Origin of the sequence: Streptomyces sp. NBC_00669, assembly GCF_036226785.1 — a bacterium.
In the GTDB taxonomy this organism is placed as follows: domain Bacteria; phylum Actinomycetota; class Actinomycetes; order Streptomycetales; family Streptomycetaceae; genus Actinacidiphila.
Genome location: NZ_CP109018.1, coordinates 2,941,319 through 2,962,953, shown reverse-complemented (window position 1 = coordinate 2,962,953; position 21,635 = coordinate 2,941,319). Strand labels below are relative to the sequence as shown.

Annotated in this window: 19 protein-coding genes; 10 read left to right on the top strand and 9 right to left on the bottom strand. The window is 72.2% G+C overall.

Annotated features, from left to right (window positions below; all coding sequences use genetic code 11):
* Positions 1-219: 219 nt before the first annotated feature.
* Together OG896_RS11905 and OG896_RS11900 are read right to left on the bottom strand one after the other, a co-directional pair.
* Entirely contained in the window at positions 220-1,866 is a 1,647-nt protein-coding gene (locus OG896_RS11905) for a chitinase (RefSeq protein WP_443057009.1), read from the bottom strand.
* Between the two features lie 146 nt (positions 1,867-2,012).
* A complete protein-coding gene (locus tag OG896_RS11900) occupies positions 2,013-2,267 on the bottom strand; it encodes a hypothetical protein (protein WP_328469200.1) in 255 nt (84 codons plus the stop codon).
* A gap of 103 nt (positions 2,268-2,370) precedes the next feature.
* Between OG896_RS11900 and OG896_RS11895 the strand changes: the two genes are divergently transcribed.
* On the top strand, positions 2,371-3,078 hold the full coding sequence (locus OG896_RS11895) for a TetR/AcrR family transcriptional regulator (RefSeq protein WP_329364866.1): 708 nt from the start codon (positions 2,371-2,373) through the stop codon (positions 3,076-3,078).
* A 377-nt stretch (positions 3,079-3,455) separates the two neighbouring features.
* On the opposite strand, the gene OG896_RS11890 is transcribed toward OG896_RS11895, so the two are convergent.
* Entirely contained in the window at positions 3,456-4,346 is an 891-nt protein-coding gene (locus OG896_RS11890) for an AurF N-oxygenase family protein (RefSeq protein ID WP_329364865.1), read from the bottom strand.
* Positions 4,347-4,600: 254 nt separating this feature from the next.
* Here OG896_RS11890 and OG896_RS11885 point away from each other — a divergent pair, with 254 nt between their 5' ends.
* The 3 genes from OG896_RS11885 (at position 4,601) to OG896_RS11875 (ending at position 8,278) form a co-directional block, all read left to right on the top strand.
* Entirely contained in the window at positions 4,601-5,728 is a 1,128-nt protein-coding gene (locus OG896_RS11885; protein WP_329364864.1) for a ferritin-like domain-containing protein, read from the top strand.
* Between the two features lie 108 nt (positions 5,729-5,836).
* Positions 5,837-7,075 (top strand): CapA family protein, encoded by a 1,239-nt coding sequence (locus OG896_RS11880; protein WP_329364862.1) that lies wholly within the window; start codon positions 5,837-5,839, stop codon positions 7,073-7,075.
* A gap of 183 nt (positions 7,076-7,258) precedes the next feature.
* A complete protein-coding gene (locus OG896_RS11875; protein ID WP_402442076.1) occupies positions 7,259-8,278 on the top strand; it encodes a polysaccharide deacetylase family protein in 1,020 nt (339 codons plus the stop codon).
* Here OG896_RS11875 and OG896_RS11870 read toward each other — a convergent pair.
* Positions 8,256-9,746 (bottom strand): penicillin-binding transpeptidase domain-containing protein, encoded by a 1,491-nt coding sequence (locus tag OG896_RS11870; RefSeq protein ID WP_329364860.1) that lies wholly within the window; start codon positions 9,744-9,746, stop codon positions 8,256-8,258. The genes OG896_RS11875 and OG896_RS11870 overlap by 23 nt on opposite strands.
* Complete coding sequence (locus OG896_RS11865; protein WP_329364858.1) at positions 9,743-11,284, bottom strand: FtsW/RodA/SpoVE family cell cycle protein; 1,542 nt, start codon at positions 11,282-11,284, stop codon at positions 9,743-9,745. Before OG896_RS11865 ends, OG896_RS11870 begins: the two co-directional genes overlap by 4 nt.
* 175 nt (positions 11,285-11,459) lie before the next feature.
* On the opposite strand from OG896_RS11865, the gene OG896_RS11860 reads away from it, so the two are divergent.
* Together OG896_RS11860 and OG896_RS11855 are read left to right on the top strand one after the other, a co-directional pair.
* Positions 11,460-12,134, top strand: coding sequence for a pentapeptide repeat-containing protein (locus OG896_RS11860; protein WP_329364857.1), 675 nt, complete (start codon positions 11,460-11,462; stop codon positions 12,132-12,134).
* A gap of 176 nt (positions 12,135-12,310) precedes the next feature.
* Positions 12,311-12,775 carry a hypothetical protein gene (locus OG896_RS11855; RefSeq protein WP_329364856.1) on the top strand — a complete coding sequence of 155 codons (465 nt, stop codon included), beginning with the start codon at positions 12,311-12,313 and terminating at the stop codon, positions 12,773-12,775.
* Positions 12,776-12,905: 130 nt separating this feature from the next.
* On the opposite strand, the gene OG896_RS11850 is transcribed toward OG896_RS11855, so the two are convergent.
* Together OG896_RS11850 and OG896_RS11845 are read right to left on the bottom strand one after the other, a co-directional pair.
* Positions 12,906-13,142 carry a hypothetical protein gene (locus OG896_RS11850; RefSeq protein WP_329364854.1) on the bottom strand — a complete coding sequence of 79 codons (237 nt, stop codon included), beginning with the start codon at positions 13,140-13,142 and terminating at the stop codon, positions 12,906-12,908.
* A 147-nt stretch (positions 13,143-13,289) separates the two neighbouring features.
* A complete protein-coding gene (locus OG896_RS11845) occupies positions 13,290-14,297 on the bottom strand; it encodes a helix-turn-helix transcriptional regulator (protein WP_329364853.1) in 1,008 nt (335 codons plus the stop codon).
* Between the two features lie 210 nt (positions 14,298-14,507).
* Between OG896_RS11845 and OG896_RS11840 the strand changes: the two genes are divergently transcribed.
* Positions 14,508-15,653, top strand: a complete 1,146-nt coding sequence (locus OG896_RS11840) for a Gfo/Idh/MocA family protein (protein WP_329364852.1) — start codon at positions 14,508-14,510, stop codon at positions 15,651-15,653.
* Between the two features lie 191 nt (positions 15,654-15,844).
* Complete coding sequence (locus OG896_RS11835) at positions 15,845-16,276, top strand: hypothetical protein (RefSeq protein WP_329364851.1); 432 nt, start codon at positions 15,845-15,847, stop codon at positions 16,274-16,276.
* A 411-nt stretch (positions 16,277-16,687) separates the two neighbouring features.
* Here the strand turns inward: OG896_RS11835 and OG896_RS11830 are convergent, their stop codons facing one another.
* Both OG896_RS11830 and OG896_RS11825 read right to left on the bottom strand, forming a co-directional pair.
* Positions 16,688-17,632 carry a 5-dehydro-4-deoxyglucarate dehydratase gene (locus OG896_RS11830; RefSeq protein WP_329364849.1) on the bottom strand — a complete coding sequence of 315 codons (945 nt, stop codon included), beginning with the start codon at positions 17,630-17,632 and terminating at the stop codon, positions 16,688-16,690.
* Between the two features lie 203 nt (positions 17,633-17,835).
* The gene (locus tag OG896_RS11825; protein WP_329364847.1) at positions 17,836-18,987 is read right to left on the bottom strand and encodes a right-handed parallel beta-helix repeat-containing protein; all 1,152 of its coding nucleotides are present in this window, start codon (positions 18,985-18,987) and stop codon (positions 17,836-17,838) included.
* 230 nt (positions 18,988-19,217) lie between these two features.
* Here OG896_RS11825 and OG896_RS11820 point away from each other — a divergent pair, with 230 nt between their 5' ends.
* The gene (locus OG896_RS11820) at positions 19,218-20,564 is read left to right on the top strand and encodes an ABC transporter substrate-binding protein (RefSeq protein ID WP_329364845.1); all 1,347 of its coding nucleotides are present in this window, start codon (positions 19,218-19,220) and stop codon (positions 20,562-20,564) included.
* Between the two features lie 105 nt (positions 20,565-20,669).
* Positions 20,670-21,632, top strand: coding sequence for a carbohydrate ABC transporter permease (locus OG896_RS11815; protein ID WP_329364844.1), 963 nt, complete (start codon positions 20,670-20,672; stop codon positions 21,630-21,632).
* The last annotated feature ends 3 nt before the right edge of the window (positions 21,633-21,635 follow it).

Genomic DNA, 21,635 nt, shown 5'->3' with positions numbered 1-21,635 from the left:
ATCTCCGCGGAACGGTCACCCGCACGGCCGAGGATTCGACGCGGAGCCATCCGCGGGTCACCCGTCGTCCACCCGCCATCATCCGTCATCTCCGGCCCGGCAGGGGACTGCCCGCGACCCTGTGAGCAGGGGTCGCGGGCAGCTGTGCCGTCCCGGGGGCAGCTCCGGGGCGGCGGCTCGCCCCCCAGGCCAGGCGGGTCCTGTCAGCCGGGACCCGGCTCAGCCGAAGTAGCTGTCGAAGTTGTGCGAGAACGCCCAGCCGCTGTAGCCGTCCCAGTTGATCGACCAGGTCATCAGGCCGCGCAGCCCAGGCCAGGAGCCGTGGGTGGTGTACGAGCCGCAGTTCGTCTTCTTCGTCAGGCAGTCGAGCGCCTGGTCCACCTGATCGGGTGACGTGTAGCCGTTCCCCGCGTTGACGGACGCGGGCAGGCCGATGCCGACCTGCGAGGGGGCGAGCGCCGGGAACATGTTCGAGGTGTTGCCCGCCACCGGGAAGCCGGTGAGCAGCATGTCCGTCATGGCGATGTGGAAGTCCGCGCCGCCCATGGTGTGGTACTGGTTGTCCAGGCCCATGATCGGCCCGGAGTTGTAGTCCTGGACGGTGAGCAGGGTCAGGTCGTCGCGCAGCGCGTAGATCACCGGCAGGTACGCCCCGCAGCGCGGGTCCTGGCCGCCGAACGGACCCGTGCCGTAGTACTGGTAGCCCATCTGCACGAAGAACGTCTCCGGCGCCATGGTCAGCACGAAGCCGCTGCCGTACTTCGCCTTGAGCGACTTGATCGCCGCGATCAGGTTGACGATGGCCGGGGTGGTCGGGTTCTTGAAGTCGGTGTCGCCGGTGTTGAGCGAGAGCGACTGGTTCTCGAAGTCGATGTCGACGCCGTCCAGTCCCCACTGGTCGATGATCGAGCTCACCGAGGAGACGAACGCGTCGCGCGCGGCGGTGGTGGTGAGCTGGACCTCGCCGTTGGCGCCGCCGATGGACAGCAGCACCTTCTTGCCCGCGGCCTGCTTCGCCTTGATCGCGGCCTTGAAGTCCGCGTCGGACTCCACCGACGGGCACTCGCTGACCGAGCAGCGGGTGAAGTGGATGGTCCCGGAGGTGGGGGAGTCGGTCTCGCCGAAGGCGAGGTCGATGATGTTCCAGTCGGCGGGGACGTCGGCGAGCTTGGTGTAGCCGGAGCCGTTGGCGAACGTTTCGTGCAGGTAGCCGACCAGCGCGTGGGTGGGCAGGTCGCCGGAGGGCGGGGAGGTCGGCGGCGTCGTCGGGGGAGTCGTCGGCGGGGTGGTGGGCGGCGTCGTCGGGGGCGTGGTGGTGCCGCTGCCCGGGCCCTGGAGCGAGATGTCGTCGGCGAGGTACGAGGGCTCGCCGTACCAGCCGTGCACGTAGACCTTCGCGGTGGTCTGCGTCGCTCCGGTGGTGAAGGACACGCTCAACGGGGCGTAGCCGGCGCCGGTGCTCGCGGTCCAGGTGGAGGTGCCGCCGTCCACCCCGAGGTAGACGTAGGAGCCGTCGACCTGGGCGGACAGCGTGTAGGCGGTGTTCGGGGCGACGGTGACGGTCTGGGCGCACTGGCCGGTGGCGGAGGCGGACGGGGTGCCCTTCAGGGCGTAACTGCCGCTGTGCGCCTGCCCGGTGACGGCCTGGGCGCCCGCGTCGCAGGTCCAGCCGGACAGGGTGCCGGACTCGAAGTCGCCGTTGGTCAGGAACTCCCCGGCGCTGGCGGACGGGGCGAGGGCGACCATGCCGCCGACGGCGAGCGCGCCGGCGAGGGCGGTCGCGGCGGCGGCGAGGGCGCGCCTGCGGGTGGGGGAGCCGGTGCGCACGGTGGGCCCGTGCGGATCGGGTGCGGTGGCGGTGGGCATGGGGGGATGCTCCTTCGGCGAGGAGTGCTCATGTCACCGGGTAGCAAACAGGTCCAGACCAATTCCGTCAATGGTCCGGACCAACATTCGCCGCCAGGGGCACCCCGAACCCGCCACCACGGCACGGCACTTCCCCCCGCCGGCCCTCACCGCCGCTTCGACCACGGCCACTTGGGGCGGTTCGGATGCGGGCTGCCCTCCGGGTCGTACACGAACACCCACCGGCTGCCACGGCCCTCGCCGCGCTCCCGGTGGTACACGTGCACCTTCTCCGGGCCGCCCTCAGGAGCGGGCACGGGCACCCGGTAGTCCAGCGGGGGCTGCCCGGTCATCCCCACCATGACCTCCAGCACCCGACCGTCCAGCGGCCCACCGACGAACTCGGTCTTCTCGTGTCGCACGGCCCCACACTCCCACGACCACCGGCGGACCCACGACAGGCAACGCAGGTCGTTACGACCTGGGACGCGATGGCGAGCGGATCGGGTCGTTAGGCTGCCGGGTATGAGCAGCAGCGCGGTGCCCGCCTACCGCCGGATGAGCGTGGAGCAACGCCGCGAGCAGCTGCTCGCGGCGGCGCTCGACCTCTTCGGGCACCGCCGCCCCGAGGACGTCTCGGTCGAGGACGTCGCCGCGGCCGCGGGCGTCTCCCGCCCGCTCGTCTACCGCTACTTCCCCGGCGGCAAGCAGCAGCTCTACGAGGCCGCCGTCCTCGGCGCCGCCGACGAACTCATCGGCCGCTTCGGCGTCCCCGCCGAAGGCCCGCCCACCCAGCGCCTCGCCGACGCCCTCGACCGCTACCTCGCCTACGTCGACGAACACGACGCCGCCTACGGCGCCCTCCTGCGCGGCGGCAGCGTCGTGGGCACCAGCCGCACCGACGCCATCGTCGACGGCGTACGCCGCCGCGCCGCCGAACAGGTCCTCCTCCACCTCGGCGTCACCGAACCCGGCATCCGCCTGTCCATGATGGTCCGCTCCTGGATCGCCTCCGTCGAAGCCGTGTCCCTGCTCTGGCTCGACAACGGCAAACAACCCCCACTCCCCGAACTCCGCGGCTGGCTGGTCGACCACTTCACCGCCCTCCTCGTCGCCACCGCCGTCACCGAACCGGAAGCAGCCCAGGCAGCCGCCCTCGCCCTCTCCCAAGAAACCCCCACCAGCCCAGGCCACCAACTCCTCACCCGAGTCACCACCCTCTTCACCCCCTGACCCCCACCCCCAAGGCCCCCCACCCGCAGCCCGCACAGCACCCCACCCCAGCGGTCACGGCCCCCCACCCGAGCCGGCACGGCATCCCCCCCACCCGCAGCCCGCAGGGCACCCCCCACCCCAGCGGTCACGGCACCCCCCACCCGCAACCCGCAAGGCACCCCACCCACCCCACCCCCCCACGCCCCCACCCCCCACCCCATGCGGCGCCCATAGCGGGAGCGAGGACGGACCGGAGCGGGGGCGAAGGGGGCGGGGTTCGAGACGTTCGTATATTTGTGGCGCGAGGAGTACGGCAAAGTCACGAAAACCCCGCAGGCGCCGTAAATATGCAGTCTCGAACCCCGCCGCCGCAGCCCCAGCGACCGCACCAGGACCTACAGCAACCCCGAAGCCTTCCACAACGGCTTCGAAGCCCCCCGCAACAACCCGATCTCCTCGAAGAAGTCCATCAACCTCTTCGCCGAGTGCCGCATCATCTCCTGACGGTGCCCACTCTCCCGCACCGCCGCCACCGCCTCCGCCGGATCAAGCCCGACATTCGCATACACCTTCGGACTGATCAACGACCGCGCGATCACCCGCGCCGCCTCCGCCGACATCGCCCGCGTCAGCCCGACCTCCCACCGCGGCGCGGTCACCATCTGCCGCCGCAACTCCTCCCGCGCGTACCGGATATGCCGCGCCTCCTCCACCACATGAATCCGCGTCACACCCCGCACAAACGTCTGCACCCGCTCGTCCGGAAACGTCAACCGCTGCATCCAGTCCAGAATCTCCTCCGCCAGCAACGTCCCGGTGAACGACCCCGGCGTGGTCGAGAACGTCTTGAGCACCCGCCCGAGCGAATGATCCAACCTGCTCGGCCCGTACACCGGCGTCCCGAACTTCGTCACCGCCCGAGCGAACATCTTGGAGTGCCGGCACTCGTCCGCGATCTCGGTGAGCGCGTAGCGCACATGCGCACTCGTCGGATCGAGCGAATACGTGTGCCGGAGCAGCAGTTGCATGAGGATCGTCTCGAACCACACGCCCGACGCGCACAGCGACGACGCCTCGTGCCGGGACAGCGCCAACCGCTGCTCCTGCGGCATCCGCCGCCACAACGGGGTGTCGTAGAGCGAGACCAGCTCGGGCGGCCAGAACCAGGCGCCGTCCTCGAACGGCGCCTCCCAGTCCAGCTCGATGTCAGGGTCGAAGGAGTGCTTCGCCGAGGCCGACAGCAGCCGCTCCGCCGTCTTCTCCCGGTCGATGAGGGTCGCGTCCATGGTCAACCGGCCTCCGCCGCATGAGGGTTACCTGGGGTACGGTTCTTATGAGACTCTGTGTCAACAAGCCCGTCAAGCCCTCGCGCGGCAACGGTGGCGAGTCGGACCGCGCGGACCGGAGCAGACCGACCCGGACCGACCCGGACCGACCCGGACCGACCCGGATCGACCCGGACCGGCCGGGGCCGGTCCGGTCCGGTAGTCGCCGCGAGCGAGGGCGCGGACACCAGCAGCCGCCCGATCGGAGTGTGTCGATGTCGACGGAAGGTCTCTACACGCAGCCGCCCACCGAGTGGACCTGGCAGGTCCCGGCCCAGGGCGCCGCCCGCTTCTCGTGGGAGTACGACGACGGCCGCGACCGCCTGCTCGCCCTGTACCAGAAGGGCAAGGACAAGCAGTGGGACGCGGTGCGCCGGATCGACTGGGACCTGGAGGTCGATCCGTACGACCCGCTCGGCACGCCCGACGAGGCGATGACGCTGTACGGCACCCGGTACTGGGACGCGATGAGCGAGCGCGACCGCGGGCTGCTGCGGCAGCACTACACCTCCTGGCAGTTCAGCCAGTTCCTGCACGGCGAGCAGGGCGCGATGGTCTGCGCGGCGCGCATCGTGGAGTCGGTGCCCGACCTGGACGCGAAGTTCTACTCGGCCACCCAGACCATGGACGAGGCCCGGCACGCCGAGATCTACGGCCGGTTCCTGCACGAGAAGGTCGGGATGCTCTACCCGATCAACGACAACCTCCAGGCGCTGCTGGGCGACACCCTGCGCGACTCCCGCTGGGACATGCCGTACCTCGGCATGCAGGTGCTGATCGAGGGGCTGGCGCTGGCCGCGTTCGGGATGATCCGCGACACCACGGACAAGCCGCTGCCCAAGCAGATCCTCGCCTACGTGATGCAGGACGAGGCGCGGCACGTCGCGTTCGGCCGGATGGCGCTGCGGGACTACTACAAGCAGCTGTCCGACGCCGAACTGCGCGAGCGCGAGGAGTTCGTCATCGAGGGCTGCTACCTGATGCGGGACCGGCTGCGCGGCACCGAGGTGCTGGCGAACTTCGGCATCCCGCAGGCCGAGGCGGTCGAGATGACCGAGCAGTCGGAGTTCCTGCACCTGTTCCGGAAGCTGCTCTTCAGCCGGATCGTGCCGTGCGTGAAGGACATCGGGCTGTGGGGGCCGCGGCTCCAGAAGGCGTACGTGGACCTGGGCGTCTTCGACCTGGGCGACTCCAACCTGGACCTGCTGATGAGTCAGGACGAGGAGATCGCCGAGCAACTGGACGCGGAGCGGTTCGCGGCCGAGGAGGCCGCCCGGGTCGCCGAGGTGACGGACGCCATCGCCCAGGGCGGTGAACCGGCCGGGGTCGCGCCCCGGACATAGCGGCCCCCGTCATGATCACGGACGCGCTAATCGTATGTTTATGTGATGAATGCTGGTCCGAGATCATCGCGCCCCGGGCGCCGTGCCACCAGGCGCACCCCGCCCCACGTGCCGGGGGAGAGCCCGCAGCACGGCGAGGACCGGACGCCGCCGCCCGGCGCCCGGTCCGACCGGCGCCGCACCGCCCGCCGGGCCAGGGCCCGGCGGCGCCGGAACGCGGCGCTCGGCCTCGCCGGGCTGCTGGCCGCCGTCACCGGCACGCTGTACCTGGTGCACGGAGCCGGTGGCGGGCAGGCCGCCGCGAGGTCCGGCACCGGGAGCGGTCCGTCCGGGGAGCCCGCCGCGGCCGGCCAGGGCGCCTCCGCCGCACCCTCGGCGCGCGGCGGCAACCACGCGGGTACCGGAACCGACGGCACCCTCACCCTCGCCTTCGCCGGCGACGTCCACTTCACCGGCCGCACCGCCGGCCGGCTCACCGTCGACCCCGCGCTCGGCCCGATGTCCGCGCAACTGGCCGCCGCCGACTTCTCGATGGTCAACCTGGAGTCCGCGATCACCACCCGCGGCACCCCGCAGGCGAAGATCTACCACTTCCGCACCAGCCCCGCCGCCCTCACCGCGCTGCACGACTCCGGCGTCGACGCGGTCACCATGGCCAACAACCACGCCGTGGACTACGGCCCGCAGGGCCTGGCCGACTCCGTGGCCGCCAAGCACGCCTCACCGATCCCGGTGATCGGCATCGGCGCGAACCAGGCCGAGGCGTACCGCCCGTACACCGAGACCGTGCACGGCGTGCGGCTGGCGGTGCTGGCCGCCAGCCAGGTCTACGACATCACCAACTCCGACTTCCGGGCCGGTCCCGCCACCCCCGGCATCGCCTCCGCGCTGGACCGGCCGCGACTGCTGGCCGCCGTCCGCGCCGCGAAGGCGCACGCCGACGTGGTGGTGGTCTACCTGCACTGGGGCATCGAGGGCGAGAGCTGCCCGGTCGCCGACCAGAAGTCGATCGCCGCCGACCTGTCCGCGGCCGGTGCCACCGCCGTGGTCGGCACCCACGCCCATGTGATGCTCGGCTCCGGCATGCTCGGCCCCACCTATGTCGCCTACGGCTTCGGCAACTTCCTCTGGTACGGCTCCTCGCCCTACCCGCACTCCGACGACACCGGCGTGACCACGATCACCGTCACCCGCGCCGGCAAGGTCACCGGGGCGCGCTTCACCCCCGGGACCGTCGGCGGTGACGGGGTGCCGAAGCCGCAGACCGGTGCGGCAGCCGCCGGGATCACCGACCGCTACGGGCAGTTGCGGCGCTGCTCCGGCCTCACCGCCCCGCCCGGCGGGTAGTGCGAGGTCACCGTCCCGGCGGCACCCGGTCCGTGGGTATTGGTCCGGGTTCTGTAACGGTGCCGGTGCTGCCGCTCGGGCACGGAACCGTACGGTGGGTGACGGCATCTATCCGATCGCGGACCGGGCGGCGACCCGGTCGCGCCAAGGAGCCGAGCGAGACGGAAAGCGGGCGGGGTACACATGACGGCACGGGGACGGATACCGGAGCAGCCGCCGTACGAACCGGGCGGGAACGGGGCGGGCGGCTCCGACGGGAACAGCGGCCCCTACGGGAACGACGGCGGCTGGAACGGCGGACCCGAGTGGAACGGCGGCCCCGGCTGGAACAGCGGGCCGCCGCAGCGCTCGCGGGCGAAGTCCGCCCCGCAGGTGGTCGCGATCGCGCTGGCCGTCGCCGTCGTGGTACTCGCCGCCGTCGTCACCGCGATCGTCGCGCCCGGTTCCGGCAAGCACTCCTCCGCCGCCGACGACCCGAAGGCCCCGCAGAACTCCGCGCATTCCGGCTCCACCGGCACCGCGGGCACCGGCAAGACCGGCGGCGGCTCCGGCGGCAAGGGCGGCCACTCGACGGCTCCCGGCCACCACTACCCGCTCGTGCCCGACTCGATCGTGCACGCCGCCGAGACCCCCGGCAAAGCCGTCAACATCACCATCGACGACGGGCCCGACCCGTTCTGGACGCCGAAGGTGCTGGCCGTGCTGAAGAAGCACCACGTGCACGCCACCTTCTGCATGATCGGCCCGCAGGCCCGTGACAACCCCGCCACGGTCCGCGCGGTCGTCGCCGCCGGCCACCGGCTGTGCGACCACACCGTCCACCACGACGAGGGCATGGACAAGAAGCCGGTCGCCTACCAGGAGTCGGAGATTCTGGACGCGCTGAACATGATCGAGCAGGCGTCCGGCGGCGCCCGGGTGTACTACTACCGCGCCCCCGGCGGCGCCTTCACCCCGGCCAGCCGCGCCTTCGCCGCCCAGCACGGCCTGCGCCCGCTCGGCTGGAACATCGACACCAAGGACTACGAACGCAAGGGCGTCGGCACCATCGTCAGCACCGTCAAGTACGAGATCGGCAACGGCCCGACCATCCTCTTCCACGACGGTGGCGGCGACCGCTCGCAGACCGTGGCCGCGCTCGACCAGACCCTGACCTGGTTGCAGAGCCAGGGCTACGCGTTCAGCTTCCCGCAGGTGAACTGACCCCCGCCGCAGGCTCCTTGAGCACCGCCTCCATCACCGCGCGGGCGATCGGCGCCGCGTTGCCGCCGCCGGAGATGTCCGCCCGCACCGCGTCCGCGTCCTCCACCACCACCGCGACCGCCACCGCCGCCCGGCCGCTGCCGGGCGGTTTGGCGTAGGACAGGAACCAGGCGTACGGCGTACCGGCGTTGGCCAGGCCGTGCTGCGCGGTGCCGGTCTTCCCGCCGACCACCGCCCCCGGGATCGCCGCGTTGGTCCCGGTGCCGTCGGTGACCACCGCCTCCATCAACTGCTGCAGCGCCGCCGCCGTCCGCGTGCCGACCGCCTGGTGCAGGGTGTGCGGCCGGGTCTCGGACACGGTGGTCCCGGCGTGGTTGGTGACCCGGTCCACCAGGTAGGGCGCCATCAGCCGCCCGCCGTCGCCGACCGCGGCCGCCACCATGGCCATCTGGAGCGGCGTGGCGGTGGTGTCGTACTGCCCGATCGAGGAGAGCGCCACCTGGTCCGGGCTCATCGTGGTGTCCACGTTGCTCTTCGCGACGCTCGGTGGGACGCGCAACTCGTTGTCGTTGAAGCCGAACAACTCCGCCTGCGCCACCACGTCCTGGGCGCCCAGGTCCGCGCCGAGCTTCGCGAACACCGTGTTGCACGAATAGCGGAAGGCGTCGTACACGCTGGCGTCGCGGCAGCCCGGGCCCTCGTTGGTCAGCGCGACATTCGTGCCGGGCAGCCGGTACGGGTCGGGCGAGTCGGTCGGCGCGCGCAGGTCGGTGACCTCGCCGCCGGCCAGCGCGGCCGCCGCCGTGACCACCTTGAACGTCGACCCGGGCGGGTAGGTCTGCCGGATCGCCCGGTCCAGCATCGGCTGTTCGGGGTCGGCGTTGAGCCGCTTCCAGGCCGCCGTCACCGAAGGGCCCGCACCCGACAGCAGACCCGGGTCGTAGGACGGCGAGGAGACCAGCGCGAGGATGCGCCCGGTGGCCGGGTCGAGTGCGGCCACCGCGCCCCTGCGCCCGGCCAGCCCGTCGTACGCGGCCTGCTGCGCGGCCGGGTCGATCGTGGTGTGCACGTCGCCGCCGCGCTGCCGGGCGCGGGTGATCTCCCGCCACAGCGGCTGCTCGTGCAGCACGGGGGAGGTGCCGTCCAGCAGGCCGTTCTCGGTGCCCTCCAGCAGGGTGGCGCCGTAGGTCTGCGACGCGAAGCCGGTGACCGGCGCGTACAGCGGGCCGTCGGCGTAGGTGCGGATGTACCTCAACTGGCCGCTGGTGGACCGCGATCCGGTGACCGTGCGGGTGCCGGCGAGGATGTCGCCGCGCGGCCGGGCGTACAGCGCGATGTCGGCGCGCCGGTTGGCGGGGTTCGCGGCGTGGCCGCCGGCCTCGACGAGCTGCACCCGGGTGGCGTTGGCGAGCAGCGCGAGCAGCAGCAGGAAGCAGAAGGCGGCGGCGTGCCGCACGCAGCGGTTCACGCCGTGCTCCCCGCGCTCCCCGCGCTCCCCGTGCTCCCCGGGGTTTCCGGGTTCTTTGGCCTCGCGGGCGGCGGGGTGTCGGGGCCGGCCGTTCCGGCTGTTCCGGCTGTTCCGGTCGTTCCGGCCGGCGCGGGCTGTTCGGGCTCCGGGCGGCGGGCCCGGTCGCTGATCCGTACCAGCAGCGCCACGATCAGCCAGTTGGCCACCACCGACGAGCCGCCCTGCGCCAGGAACGGCATCGCCATGCCGGTCAGCGGGATCAGGTCCATCACCCCGCCGGTGACCACGAACACCTGGAGCGCCAGGATCGACGCCAGGCCCGCCGCCAGCAGCCGCCCGAACGGGTCGCGGGTGGCCAGCGCCGCCGCGAACCCCCGGGCCACCAGCAGCGCGTACAGCCCCAGCAGCGCGCACAGCCCGGCGAGCCCCAACTCCTCGCCCGCGGTGGCCAGCACGAAGTCCGACTTCGCGGCGAATCCCACCAGGTACGAGGAGCCCTGGCCGAGCCCGGTGCCCAGCGCCCCGCCGTTGCCGAAGGCGAACAGCGACTGGGCGAGCTGGCTCGGGCCCTGCCCGGCGGCGATCGACGCGAACGGGTGCAGCCAGTCCTGCACCCGCGCGTGCACGTGCGGTTCGGTCCCGCCCACGGCGGCCGCGCCGGCCGCCGCCAGCAGCAGCCCCACCGCCGTCCAGCCGGTCCGCCCGGTCGCCACGTACAGCATCACCACGAACAGGCCGAAGAAAAGCAGCGAGGTGCCCAGGTCGCGCTCCAGCACCAGGACGCCGACGCTCGCCAGCCACACCGCGATCACCGGCCCCAGTACCCGCCCGGTCGGCAACTGCAGCCGCCGCAGCCCCTTCAGCCCGCCCGCGACCGGCAACGGGCGCCCGGCGTACGCCAGCGCCGCGCGGTTCGCCGCCAGGTAGCCCGCGAAGAAGATCGCCAGCAGCACCTTCGCGAACTCGCCCGGCTGGATGGAGAACCCGGCCGCCCTGATCCAGATCCGCGCCCCGTTCACCGCGGGGAACGCGATCGGCATGACCAGCAGCGCCAGGGCCGCGGTCACGCTCACGTACGTGTACCTCGCCAGCACCCGGTGGTCGCGCAGCGCCAGCACCGCGACCGCGAACAGGCCCACCCCCAGCGAGGACCACACCAGTTGGGCCGGCGCCGCTCGCGGGCCGAGCACCGGCTCCAGGTCCAGCCGGTAGACCAGCACCAGGCCCAGGCCGTTGAGGAGCACCGCGATCGGCAGCAGCAGCGGATCGGCGTACCGAGCCCGCGCCCGCACCGCCACATGGGCCAGCAGCGCGAGCCCGCCCAGCCCGCCGCCGTACGCCAGCGCGTCCTTGGGCACCGCGCCGCTGCGGGCCAGCCCCACCTCCGCGTAGCCGTAGACCGAGATGCCCACCGCCGCGACCAGCAGGCACAGCTCCACCCCGCGGCGGGCGGCCGGGCGCGGCCGCGCGGCGCCGTGCGGGGGCACCGGGCGCGGCGGCCCGGGCGGGGGAGGAGCGGTCGCCGACGTTGCGCTCATGGGCCGTCACGCTAGCAACCGGCGACCGCTATGTCCGTTAAGTCGGATGCCGCGCCCCGTGCCGCGCCCGCCCGGCGCCTGCCGCTTGACCCGCCCGGCGCCCGCCTGCCGCCGGCCCCCACGTCCGCCCGGCGCCCGCCTCCCGCTGTCGGTGCCCGGCCCTAGGGTGGCCGCCATGACCCCCGCAGACGCCCCCGACGCCCCCGACGACCTCGCCGACCTGCCCTACGCCGAGCTGCTGCGCCCGCACGCCGGTCCGCTGGAGGTCGAGGGCGACTACGACACCGTGCACTTCGACCGGATCGACTTCCCCGCCCGCAGCCGCGCCACCGGGTCCCGCTTCCTGGAATCGGCCGTCACCGACTGCTCCTTCGCCGAGACCGACCTGCGCGGCGCCCGGATGAACGACCTGTGGGCGTCCGGCAGCCGGCTCACCGGCGTCTCGCTCGCCGAGAGCAACTGGCTGGACTCCGCGCTGATCGGCTGCTCGCTGGCCGGGGTCGAGGCGTTCGGCTCGGTGCTGCGCCGGGTGGTCTTCCGCCGCTGCAAGCTCGACTCGGTGAACCTGCGCGCGGCCCGGCTGCACGACGTGGTCTTCGAGGACTGCGTGCTGCGCGACGTCGATCTCGGCGAGGCCCGGCTGGACGGGGTGGCCTTCCCCGGCAGCCGGTTGGAGCAGGCCCGCCTCGGCCGCGCCGAACTGAAGCGGACCGACCTGCGCGGCGCCGTCGGCATCGACCTCGCCGACGGGTACGAGAGCCTGCGCGGCGCGGTGATCAGTTCGGGGCAACTGCTGGACCTCGCACCCGCCCTGGCGCAGACTCTCGGCATCACCGTGAAGGACCGCTGACCGGCCGCAACAGGCGTCCCGGGACACCCGTTCCGCCACCCCTGGTGACAGCCTTGACAGGTGCTCTGTTGCGCGATCGCGCCATTGCGGATTCCGGCCGGTCGGCGGGCATTGTCCGGATCACCCGCTTCCTGGTTCGCTCTTCTTACCGCCCCCGGCGAGAAGGGAACGACTCAGTGCAGGAGATCGAGTTCCGGAGCGCACACCATCTGTGTGTCGAGACGGACCCGGCGCTGTGCGTGCCCTGCCAGGAGCGGCTGGATCGGCAACTCGCCTTGCTTCCCCGGGTATACGGCGAGTTGGAGGTCGCGCTCGTACCGGCGCCGGACTCCGGCGACCGAGAGACCGGCACTGCCCGGCCCGGCATCCCCCTGAACGGGCCGGCTGTCGAGGCGCGCGCCGCTGTACGAGGCACTCTCGCCTCCTGGGCCGATCTGATTGTCGAGGGCCGGACCGTTCGCCTCCCCCTGCGGACGGTACCGGCCCTCGCCGCATTCCTGCGCCGGCATCTGGGTTGGCTGGCCGTACACCCGGCCGCCGACGACGCCGCCACGGACATAGACGCGGTACTCCGCGAAGCCCTGCGGATACTGCGCTTCCCCAGCTTCCCCGCCGTGCCCACCGGCATCGGCGCCCGCTGAACCCCCAGCCCGAGACTTCCTGCGGAGCCGTCCCCCCATCACCGCGGCCCCCCACACGCAGGAAGCGCTGTACGGCCCGTGAACCATCTCGGGCCGTACAGCGCGGGGGCCGCGGGGGACGATCGGAGCTCTAGGACGGCGGGAACCAGATGGTGGGAGAGAGCACCTTCTGGTTGGTGCCGCTGTCGGAGTCGCTCGACGTGAGGGTCGCGGACTGTACCGCGGTGGTGTGCGGGGTGCTGACGGCTGGCGGAGCCACGGGGGGAGCACCAGCGGCGACGGCGACACCCGTGCCGCCGATGGAGCCGAGTGCGAGCGCCAATGCAGCGACGGCGGGCGCGTGGGCCCTGAGCCATTTACGCGACATCGGATTCCTTAGCAGTCAAGGCCGGGGGCAGCCTGAAGTGGTTCCTGAGCCCAAATGCGCATGAGCCTGCTCCAGGATGCCAATGCCGACAAGTGGAGTGCCATCTTCCGATGGTGCGAAAGTACGCCATGGCGTGAATGCGCACATTCAGATCAGATCGTTGCTGGCTGCAAGTACGCCGGCCTGGAATCGGCTCTCCGCATCAAGATAGCGCATCACCTCTGACACCAGGCGACTCACTGTGCGCAGGGATACCCCCAGTTTCCTGGCGATGCGCTCATCGGTCAGGCCATTCGCGAGCAGGCGCAGGGTGGTGCGGTGCTGCTCGGTCAGTTCGTGCTCGTCGTCCGGGCTGGTCGACGTCTTGGCCGTGTGTGGCACGGCACGCAGCCAGCAGTCCTCGTACATCGCGAGATAGGTGCGGATCAGGGTCTGGCCGCGAATGACCACCGCCGGGCCCTCCGGGTTCGACGGATCGGACGTCATCAACGCGCTGTGCTCATCGGCCACCAGGAGGTCGAAAGGCACTTGCGGAATGAGCCTGACCTCCGCTCCGAGTGCCGTGAGATCGCTGAGGTATTTACGCTGCCGCGGTCCGGAATTAACGCTCTGCCCGTAAATCGCGCGCACCCTGATGCCGTGGTCGATGAATGCGCGGTCGGTCTCCAGTGAATTCTCCAGGAATTCCGGCGGAGGCAGCGGACCCGGATGCATGGACGAGACGACTTCCGAGATGGTGGCGGCGAAATCGAGCACGAACTCCCGGCGGCGGGCCGGCCCGCTGAGCACCTCCACCTCGACGTCGGCGGGCTCCCTGGTCACCATGGGGCGGTACCGCTCCATCAGCGTCTCGGCCGCCTTGACCACGGCGGTCAGCTCGTCACGCTGCGCGAGGAGGGTCTCGCGCTGCTTGGCCAGCAGCCCCATGAGCGCCGTGTCGGGCTCGACGGAGTCCGTCTTGCCCGGCCGCCAGCTCGGCCGCACCAGCCCGAGGTCGTCCAGCTCGCGCCAGCCGGCCGCGGCCTCCTCGTCGGCCAGGCCCAGGCTCGCGTTGACCGTCTCGCGCTCGCAAGAGCCGTTGGCCAGCAGCGCCCGGTATATCGCGAGTCCGATACCGGCCGCGTCCGCGTCTCCACGTCGTGCCACACCGGCCACGTCCGCTCCCCCTCACTTCACACCCTGTGTTGCCCCGGCGGGCTCGCGCGGTTCCCGAGTCGACGCCCGTAGCGACTTTAGCAATGGATACGTCAGGTGCCAGAGGCGCTGCTTCGGCCTTCCTTTGTCGGCCGACGGCGCACCACCCCATAATCGATCACACGACCGCCGAACGCCACCTTTCCGATGGACGGCAGAAAGAGGTTCCCGATGGCAGAGCCGGGCCTTTCCGACGGCCCCCTTCCGGCGCGGAGCCGGTCGGCGGGACGGCCGGTGCCCGTGGTGCTCGTCGGCGCGGGGAAGGTCGCGCACGCCGCGCATCTGCGGGAGGTGCGGGACCTGCCGGGGGAGCTGCGGCTGGCCGCCGTCGTGGAGACCGACCCGCGGCACGTCGACGCGCTGCGGCACTCCGGGTTCGGCGGGGTCCCGGTGTGCGGGTCGGCCGAGGAGGCGGTGCGGGCCGGGGCACGGGGCGCGCTGGTGTGCACGCCGTGGTGGACGCACCGCGAGGTGGTCGCGGAGTGCCTGGCCGCCGGGCTGCCGGTGCTGTGCGAGAAGCCGGTGAGCCTGGACCCGGCGGAGATCGACGAGCTGGCCGCGGCCGAGCGGCGCACCGGACTGCCGGTCGCGGCCGGCTACATGAAGCGGCACGACCCGGTGGTGCGGCTCTTCGTCGACCACTGCCGCGACCGCCTCGACCAAGCCCGCCGCTTCACCGTGGACATCCACGACCCGAACGCGCCGCACCAGGTCGCGCACCTGGTGCCGTACGACCCGCCGCCCTTCGGCCCGCAGCCGCCGCCGGCCCGGGAGGCGCTGGCCCGCGCGCTCGGCCCGGGGTCCACCGGCGCGCAGCGGGAGGCGTACGCTCGCGGGCTCGGCGGATCGCTGATCCACCAGGTGAACCTGGTGCACGCGGCGCTGGCCGGCAGCGGCCGGGAGCTGTACGGATCGCTGCTGCACGCCGATCTGTGGGCCGGGGGCGCCGGCGTGAGCTGCCGTTGGCGCCCCGACGACGCGCTGCTGGTCGACATGACCCATCAACGGCTGCCCAAGCACCGCCGCTATCGGGAGGTGCTGGAGTTCACCGCGGAGGACGGCGTGGCCACCCTCACGCTGCCCTCGCCGTGGGCGCGCGACGAAGCGGCCACGCTCACCGTCGAGAGCTGGGACGCCGGGCGCGGGCTGGCCGAGCGCCGCGTCCACACCGCGGAGCCCGGGCACACCGGGTTCCGGCGGCAGCTCATGGCCTGGGCGCGGCAGCTGAGCGGGGAAGGGGACACCGCGCTGCCCGGTCTGGCGGATGTGCGCCAGGACGCCCGGGCGGTGCGTGAGGCGGCCCTGCGGCTGAGCTGACCTGAGGCGGCGCGTGAGGCGATCCCGTGGCCGGGCTGGCCCGAGGCGGCGCGTGAGGCGATCCCGTGGCCGGGCTGACCTGGGGCCGTGCGCGGGCGATCCCGTGGCCGGGCCGCCCCGCGGGGCGCGTGGAGATCCGGGTTCGGGGTACCCGCCGGGTCAGGAGCTCCTTCACACGGAGGTGACGGCACATGCTGATCCTGGGACTTCTGCTCCTCGCCTGCACCGCGGCGTTCGTCGGACTCGCGATCGCGGACAACATCTCGGGCGGCCCGCACTACGACGTGAGCATCCTCGGTCACCACATCGCGTCCATGAACGGGCTCGCGATCTTCTGCGCCGGACTCGCGCTGGCCCTGATCTTCGGCCTCGGCTGCATGATGGCGATGACCGGTGGGCTGCTGCACCGCCGCAAGGCGCGCAGGAACCGTGCCATCCGGCGTGACGCGGCCGCCACTGCCCGCGAACGGGACACGCTGGCGGCGCGGGTCGGCGACGAGGACGCGGCGGCGGGCGCGCCCGCCGGGGCCGGGACGGCCGCGGCCGGCACCGGCGAGGGCTCGCACCGGGTCGACGCGCCATCCCGTCCACGGCACCACGCGCGGCATCTGTTCGGGCACTGAGCGCGCACAAAACGGCGGCCCCGGGGAAACCCGGGGCCGCCGAACGATGCGGTGACGGCCCCGGGGGGGGATGGGGGCCGCCACGCAGGTCCTACGTTACGCGTCTTCGGCGGGTGGTGTGGCGAAGCACGGCCATTCGGCGTGGCGAATTCGCGGCATCACCGAAAAAGACGGCAGCCGGGCCGGCGACCACGGGGGGAGTCGCCGGCCCGGCCGGTCCTGTGGGCCGTCGCCAGTCGTCGGGCGCGACCCGCGCGCGACGATCAACATGCAGGCCCCATCCTGGACTTCGAAGCTGTCGTCGTCAACGGAGGTAAACCGGACAGGCGGTGCTTTTCATCCTGGCTCAAAGATGGCTCGACAGCGCCGCGATGGCGCGCTCGGCACCGCCCGCGCAACCGTTCGCCGTGCTCACCGCCGGGCGCGGGCGGGCTGGGCGGCGGCCAGCGCGCGCCCGGCCGCGGTGATCCGGGCGAGTTCGGCGAGGTCCGGCTCGGCCGGGTCGAGCAGGGGCGGGCGCACCCCGCCGACGTCCAGACCGCCCTGGCGTACTCCCGCCTTGACCAGGGCGACCGCGTAGCCGGGCACCCGGTCGCGCAGCGCCACCAGCGGGCGGAAGAAGGTGGCCAGCAGTCCCTCGACGAGGTCGCCGTCGCCGCTCTCCACCGCCCGGTGGAAGGCGGTCGAGATGTCGGGTGCGAAGCAGAACACCGCCGAGGAGTACAGCTCCACGCCGATCTCCCGGTAGGCGGGCACCGAGACCTCGGCGGTGGGCAGGCCGTTGAAGAACCGGAACGGCTTGCCCTCGCCCCGCTCGCGCAGCGCCTGCCGGACCGAGGTCACGATCCGCGCCATCAGCTCCAGGTCGCCGTAGCCGTCCTTGATGCCCACGACCCGCGGCAGCAGGGCGACTTCGGCGGCCGAGGCGGGGTCGAGGACGGCGGTGCCGCGGTGGTAGACGATCACCGGCAGGTCGGTCGCCGCCGCGACCTGCTCGACGTAGCGGACCAGCCCGGCCGCGGGGGAGCGCACCAGGTACGGCGGCATCAGCAGCAGGCCGTCCGCGCCGGCGGCGCGCGCCGCGCGGGCGAAGGCGCGGGCCAGCGGGAGCGGGCCGCCGGCGCCCGCGTAGACCGGCACCCGCCCGCCGGTGGCCTCGACCGCGGCGCGTACCGCCAGGGCGTACTCCTCGGGCTCCAGCGCGTGGAACTCGCCGGTGCCGCAGGCCACGAAGACGCCGCCGGCGCCGGCGTCCAGGCCGGCGCGGACGTGGCGCGCCAGCAGGTCGGGGGCGACCTGCCCGGTGGGGGTGAAGGGGGTGACGGGGAAGAACAGCACGCCGTGGAAGAGGGACACGTCGTTGGCTCCTTGCGGTTCAAAGGTGGGCTCGGGGACCGTGCGGGCGGCCGGTTCACCCGCGGTGCCGGACCTCGCGGCGGGCGGGTGGCCGCCCGCGCGGTCTCGCTCCCGGAGCTGCGCCCGGCGGCTTCGGCCGGGTGCCCGTGGGTGCGTGCTCCTCCTCCCGGCGGACGGGTCCTCGCCGGGAGGAGGAGTGGGGGTCAGCTGCTCGGGGTGACCGTGATGTCGGTCAGGCCCTTGCCGCCGCTGGAGCTGTTGGAGTCGTAGACGACGTTCTGGTCGTCGTCGGCGCACTTCTTGTTGTTCGTGACGTTGATGCCGTAGCCGTCGGAGGCGGTGACGGAGAAGGTGTTGCCGGCGAAGGTGTTGCCGCAGCCGTAGGGCGACTGCGCGGTGTGGGTCTGGAAGCCGTCGAGGTAGGGGTGGGAGACCTTGTTGCCGTCGATCCGGTAGCCGTCCCCCTTGGCGTCGATCGTGGAGTCGGCGGAGTTCTCGTTCTGCTCGCCGGTGCCGTCGAAGGTGTTGCCGCTGACCACGCCGTTCTTGGTGCCCTCCTTGATGTCCAGGCCCTCGGCGGCGACGTTCGGGCCGATCCGGTTCTTCAGCACCTGCACGTCGTCGGAGGCGTCCACGCCGCTGGAGCCCGCGTAGCAGGCCCAGTTGCTCTTCGCCGAGCCGATGTAGACGCCCTCGCCGTAGCCGGGCTGGTTCTGGCCGGTGTCGTGGACGTAGGAGTTCTCGATCACGCCGTCGGAGCTGCCCTTGCGGAAGTGGACGCCCTCGTCGCCGATGTTGCGCACCTCGACGCCGTCGATGGTCACGTGCGGGGCGGCGTCCATGACGATGCCCTTGCTCGCGGTGTCGACGGTGAAGCCGGTGAGGTGCCAGTAGGCGGCGCCGTCGAGGTACAGGCCGTAGCCAGTGCCGCCGGTCGGGCAGGACGAGGCCGGGGTGGCGGCGGATGCGGCGCGGGCGGCGGTGGGGGACGCCGCCCGCGCGTTCGTGGCGACCGCGGACGGGCCGGTGTACTCCGAGCTGTGCAGGACCGCTTTGGCGCTGCCGACCAGGGTGATCGGCTTCGACGAGGTGCCCGCCGTGGTGGCGACGAACTTGCCGGTGTACGAGCCGTCGGCGAGCTGGATGGTGTCGCCCGGCGCCGCCGCGGCGAGGGCCGCCACGAGCTGGTCGGAGGTGGACACGGAGACCGTCGCGGCGTGGGACACGGCGTGGGACGAGGCGGCGGGGCGGGCGGCGTCGGCCGCGGTCGCGGACGCGCTGCCGCCCGCCGCGACGAGCCCGCCGGTAGCGGCGAGCGCGGCCAACGCGGTGGTGAGCAGGGGTCGGTCGGGCATGTGGGGTGCCTCCCGGATCGATGGCGTGCCGGCGTGATCGAGTTCATGTGCATGAATTCAAGTCGCAATACTGAACCATTGCGACGTCTGGTGAAGCTAGGGTGACTGTCCGTCCGCGTCAAGAGGGCTGCGCAAACGTGTCGGAACCCTTGACCGGGCCGCCGCCTCGCCCTAGGGTCCCGGCTATTCCTGGATGTGGACATGATTCCAGTACATGAACGGAGTGGACGATGAGCGCGCCCCGTACCAGCACCACAGGCAGCATCCGCCGGCGACGAGCCCTTCCGATGGCGGCCCTCGCGATCACCCTCGTCACCGCCTCCACCGCGCTCACCGCGTGCGGCGGGGGGTCCGGCGGCGGCTCGGCGTCGGGCCCGTTGAAGGTCTGGGTGCGCGGCGCGGGCGACTCGCAGAAGGCCTACCAGATGGTCTTCGACGGCTACACCAGGAAGACCGGCGTGAAGGTCCAGCTCTTCATGACCAACACCGACTTCGAGACCAAGCTCAACGCGGCCGCCGCCGCCCACAAGCTGCCCGACGTGGTGATAGACGACGGCTCCCAACTCGGCGCGTTCAAGAGCCAGGGCATCATCACCGAGGTCGACCAGGCGAAGATCAGCGGCGCGTCCCAGGTGAGCGGCGCCGCGTGGAAGTCCGTGGCGGACGACCAGGGCAAGACCTACGGCGTGCCGTTCTCCGCGCAGGCCAACGTCCTGCTGGTGCGCAGCGACTGGCTGAAGAAGGTCGGCATGCAGCCGCCGAAGACCTGGGCCGACCTGGAGAAGGTCGCCGAGGCGTTCACCACCCAGGACCCCGACGGCAACGGCAAGAACGACACCTACGGCCTGGCCGTGCCCGGCTCCACCCAGCGCGGCTACCTCTCCTGGTTCTGGTCGAACTTCCTCTACCAGGCCGGCGGCAACTTCCTGGAGCCCACCGGCAGCGGCGGCTTCCGCTCGGTCGTCGACTCGCCGCAGGCGGTGCGGGCCGCGCAGTTCCTGGAGAAGCTGTACTGCACCGACAAGGTGGTCCAGCCCGGGGCGCTCAACAACCTGACCACCGACACCAACAAGGCGTTCCAGACCGGCGTGGCCGGCATGTACCTCACCGGCCCCTACGCCTACGCGACCATGGACGCCACCGCCGTCAAGGGGAAGTACGACGTGGTCGCCCCGCCGGCCGGGCCCAAGGGCACCGGCAGCCTCGCCGAGGGCACCACCGTCTACGCGATGGCCGGCTCCAAGCGCGCCGCCGACTTCGACGCGCTCGCCTCGTACATGGTCTCGCCCGAGGCGCAGAAGACCGGGATGACCGGCGTGCCCACGTCCACCATCGTGCGGCTGCCGATCAACACCACCGTCGATCCGGCGACCGTGCACGCGGGCGACCCGCGCTGGCAGGTCGCCCAGCAGGTCTACGCGAAGAGCTCCACCTACGAGCCGGTGAGCGCCCCCGGTTGGGAGACCTACCGCAGCGACGCCTCGGAGAGCCTCAACAAGATGCTGTCCGGTTGCGGCGACCCCGGCAAGACGCTGGCAACGCTCGACTCCCAGTACCGGTCGCTGCTCAAGAAGTAGCCGGTGCCCGCCCGCCGGTACCCCGAAGCAGCGGACGCCCGCGGCACCGATGCCCGTAGCAGACGACGGCAGAAGACGACGGCAGAAGAAGACGGCAGACGACACATGGCCCTGACCAAGGACCGGCCCGGAGGCAGCCCGCGCAGCGGCCGCCCCCGGTTCCCGGCCGGCAACCGCAACCCCTCCGCGCCGCGCGCCCTGCCCAGGTGGCCGCGGGTGGCCACCCCCTGGCTCTACCTGGCGCCCGTACTGGTCCTCTTCGGCGTCTTCAAGTTCTGGCCGACGCTGTGGGGGATGTACCTCAGCTTCTTCGAGGTGCGTCCCTACCTGGGCAACAGATGGGTCGGCTGGGACAACTTCAGCACCGCCTTCCACGACGCGGCGCTGCGCTCGGCGGTCGAGCACACCGTCGTGGACGCGCTGGTCACGGTGGCCGCCTCGGCGCTGCTCGGCTTCGGGCTCGCGCTGCTGCTCGAAGGCCCGGCCCGGCATCTGCGCATCCTGCGCACGGCCGCGTTCCTGCCGGTGGTCACCGCGATGGTGGCCGTCGCCGAACTGTGGAACACCATCCTCTACCCCGGCGGCTACGGCACCCTCAACTCCCTGCTCGGCCATGTCGGCCTGGGCCCGGAGCCGTTCCTGTCCTCACCGCACTCCTCGCTCGCCTCGGTGATGCTGATCCAGGTGTGGAAGAGCGCCCCGTACGACATGGTCATCTTCGTCGCCGGACTGGCCGGCATCGACCGGCAGTTGTACGAGGCCGCGGCGATCGACGGGGCCGGCGCGTGGCACCGGCTGCGGCACGTCACGCTGCCGTCGCTGCGCCCGGTGACCACCATCGTGCTCACCCTCGGCATCATCCGGGGGCTGCGGGTCTTCACCGAGATCTACGTCCTGACCGGCGGCGGCCCGGCCGGCTCCACCGAGACCATCGTCACCTACACCTACAAACAGGGCATCCAGAACAACCAGTTGGGGATGGCCTCGGCCGTGTCCACCGTGCTGTTCCTGGTCACCGTCCTGCTGACCTGCCTCACCTTGTGGTGGCGCAGGCGCAAGGAGGCATGAGCG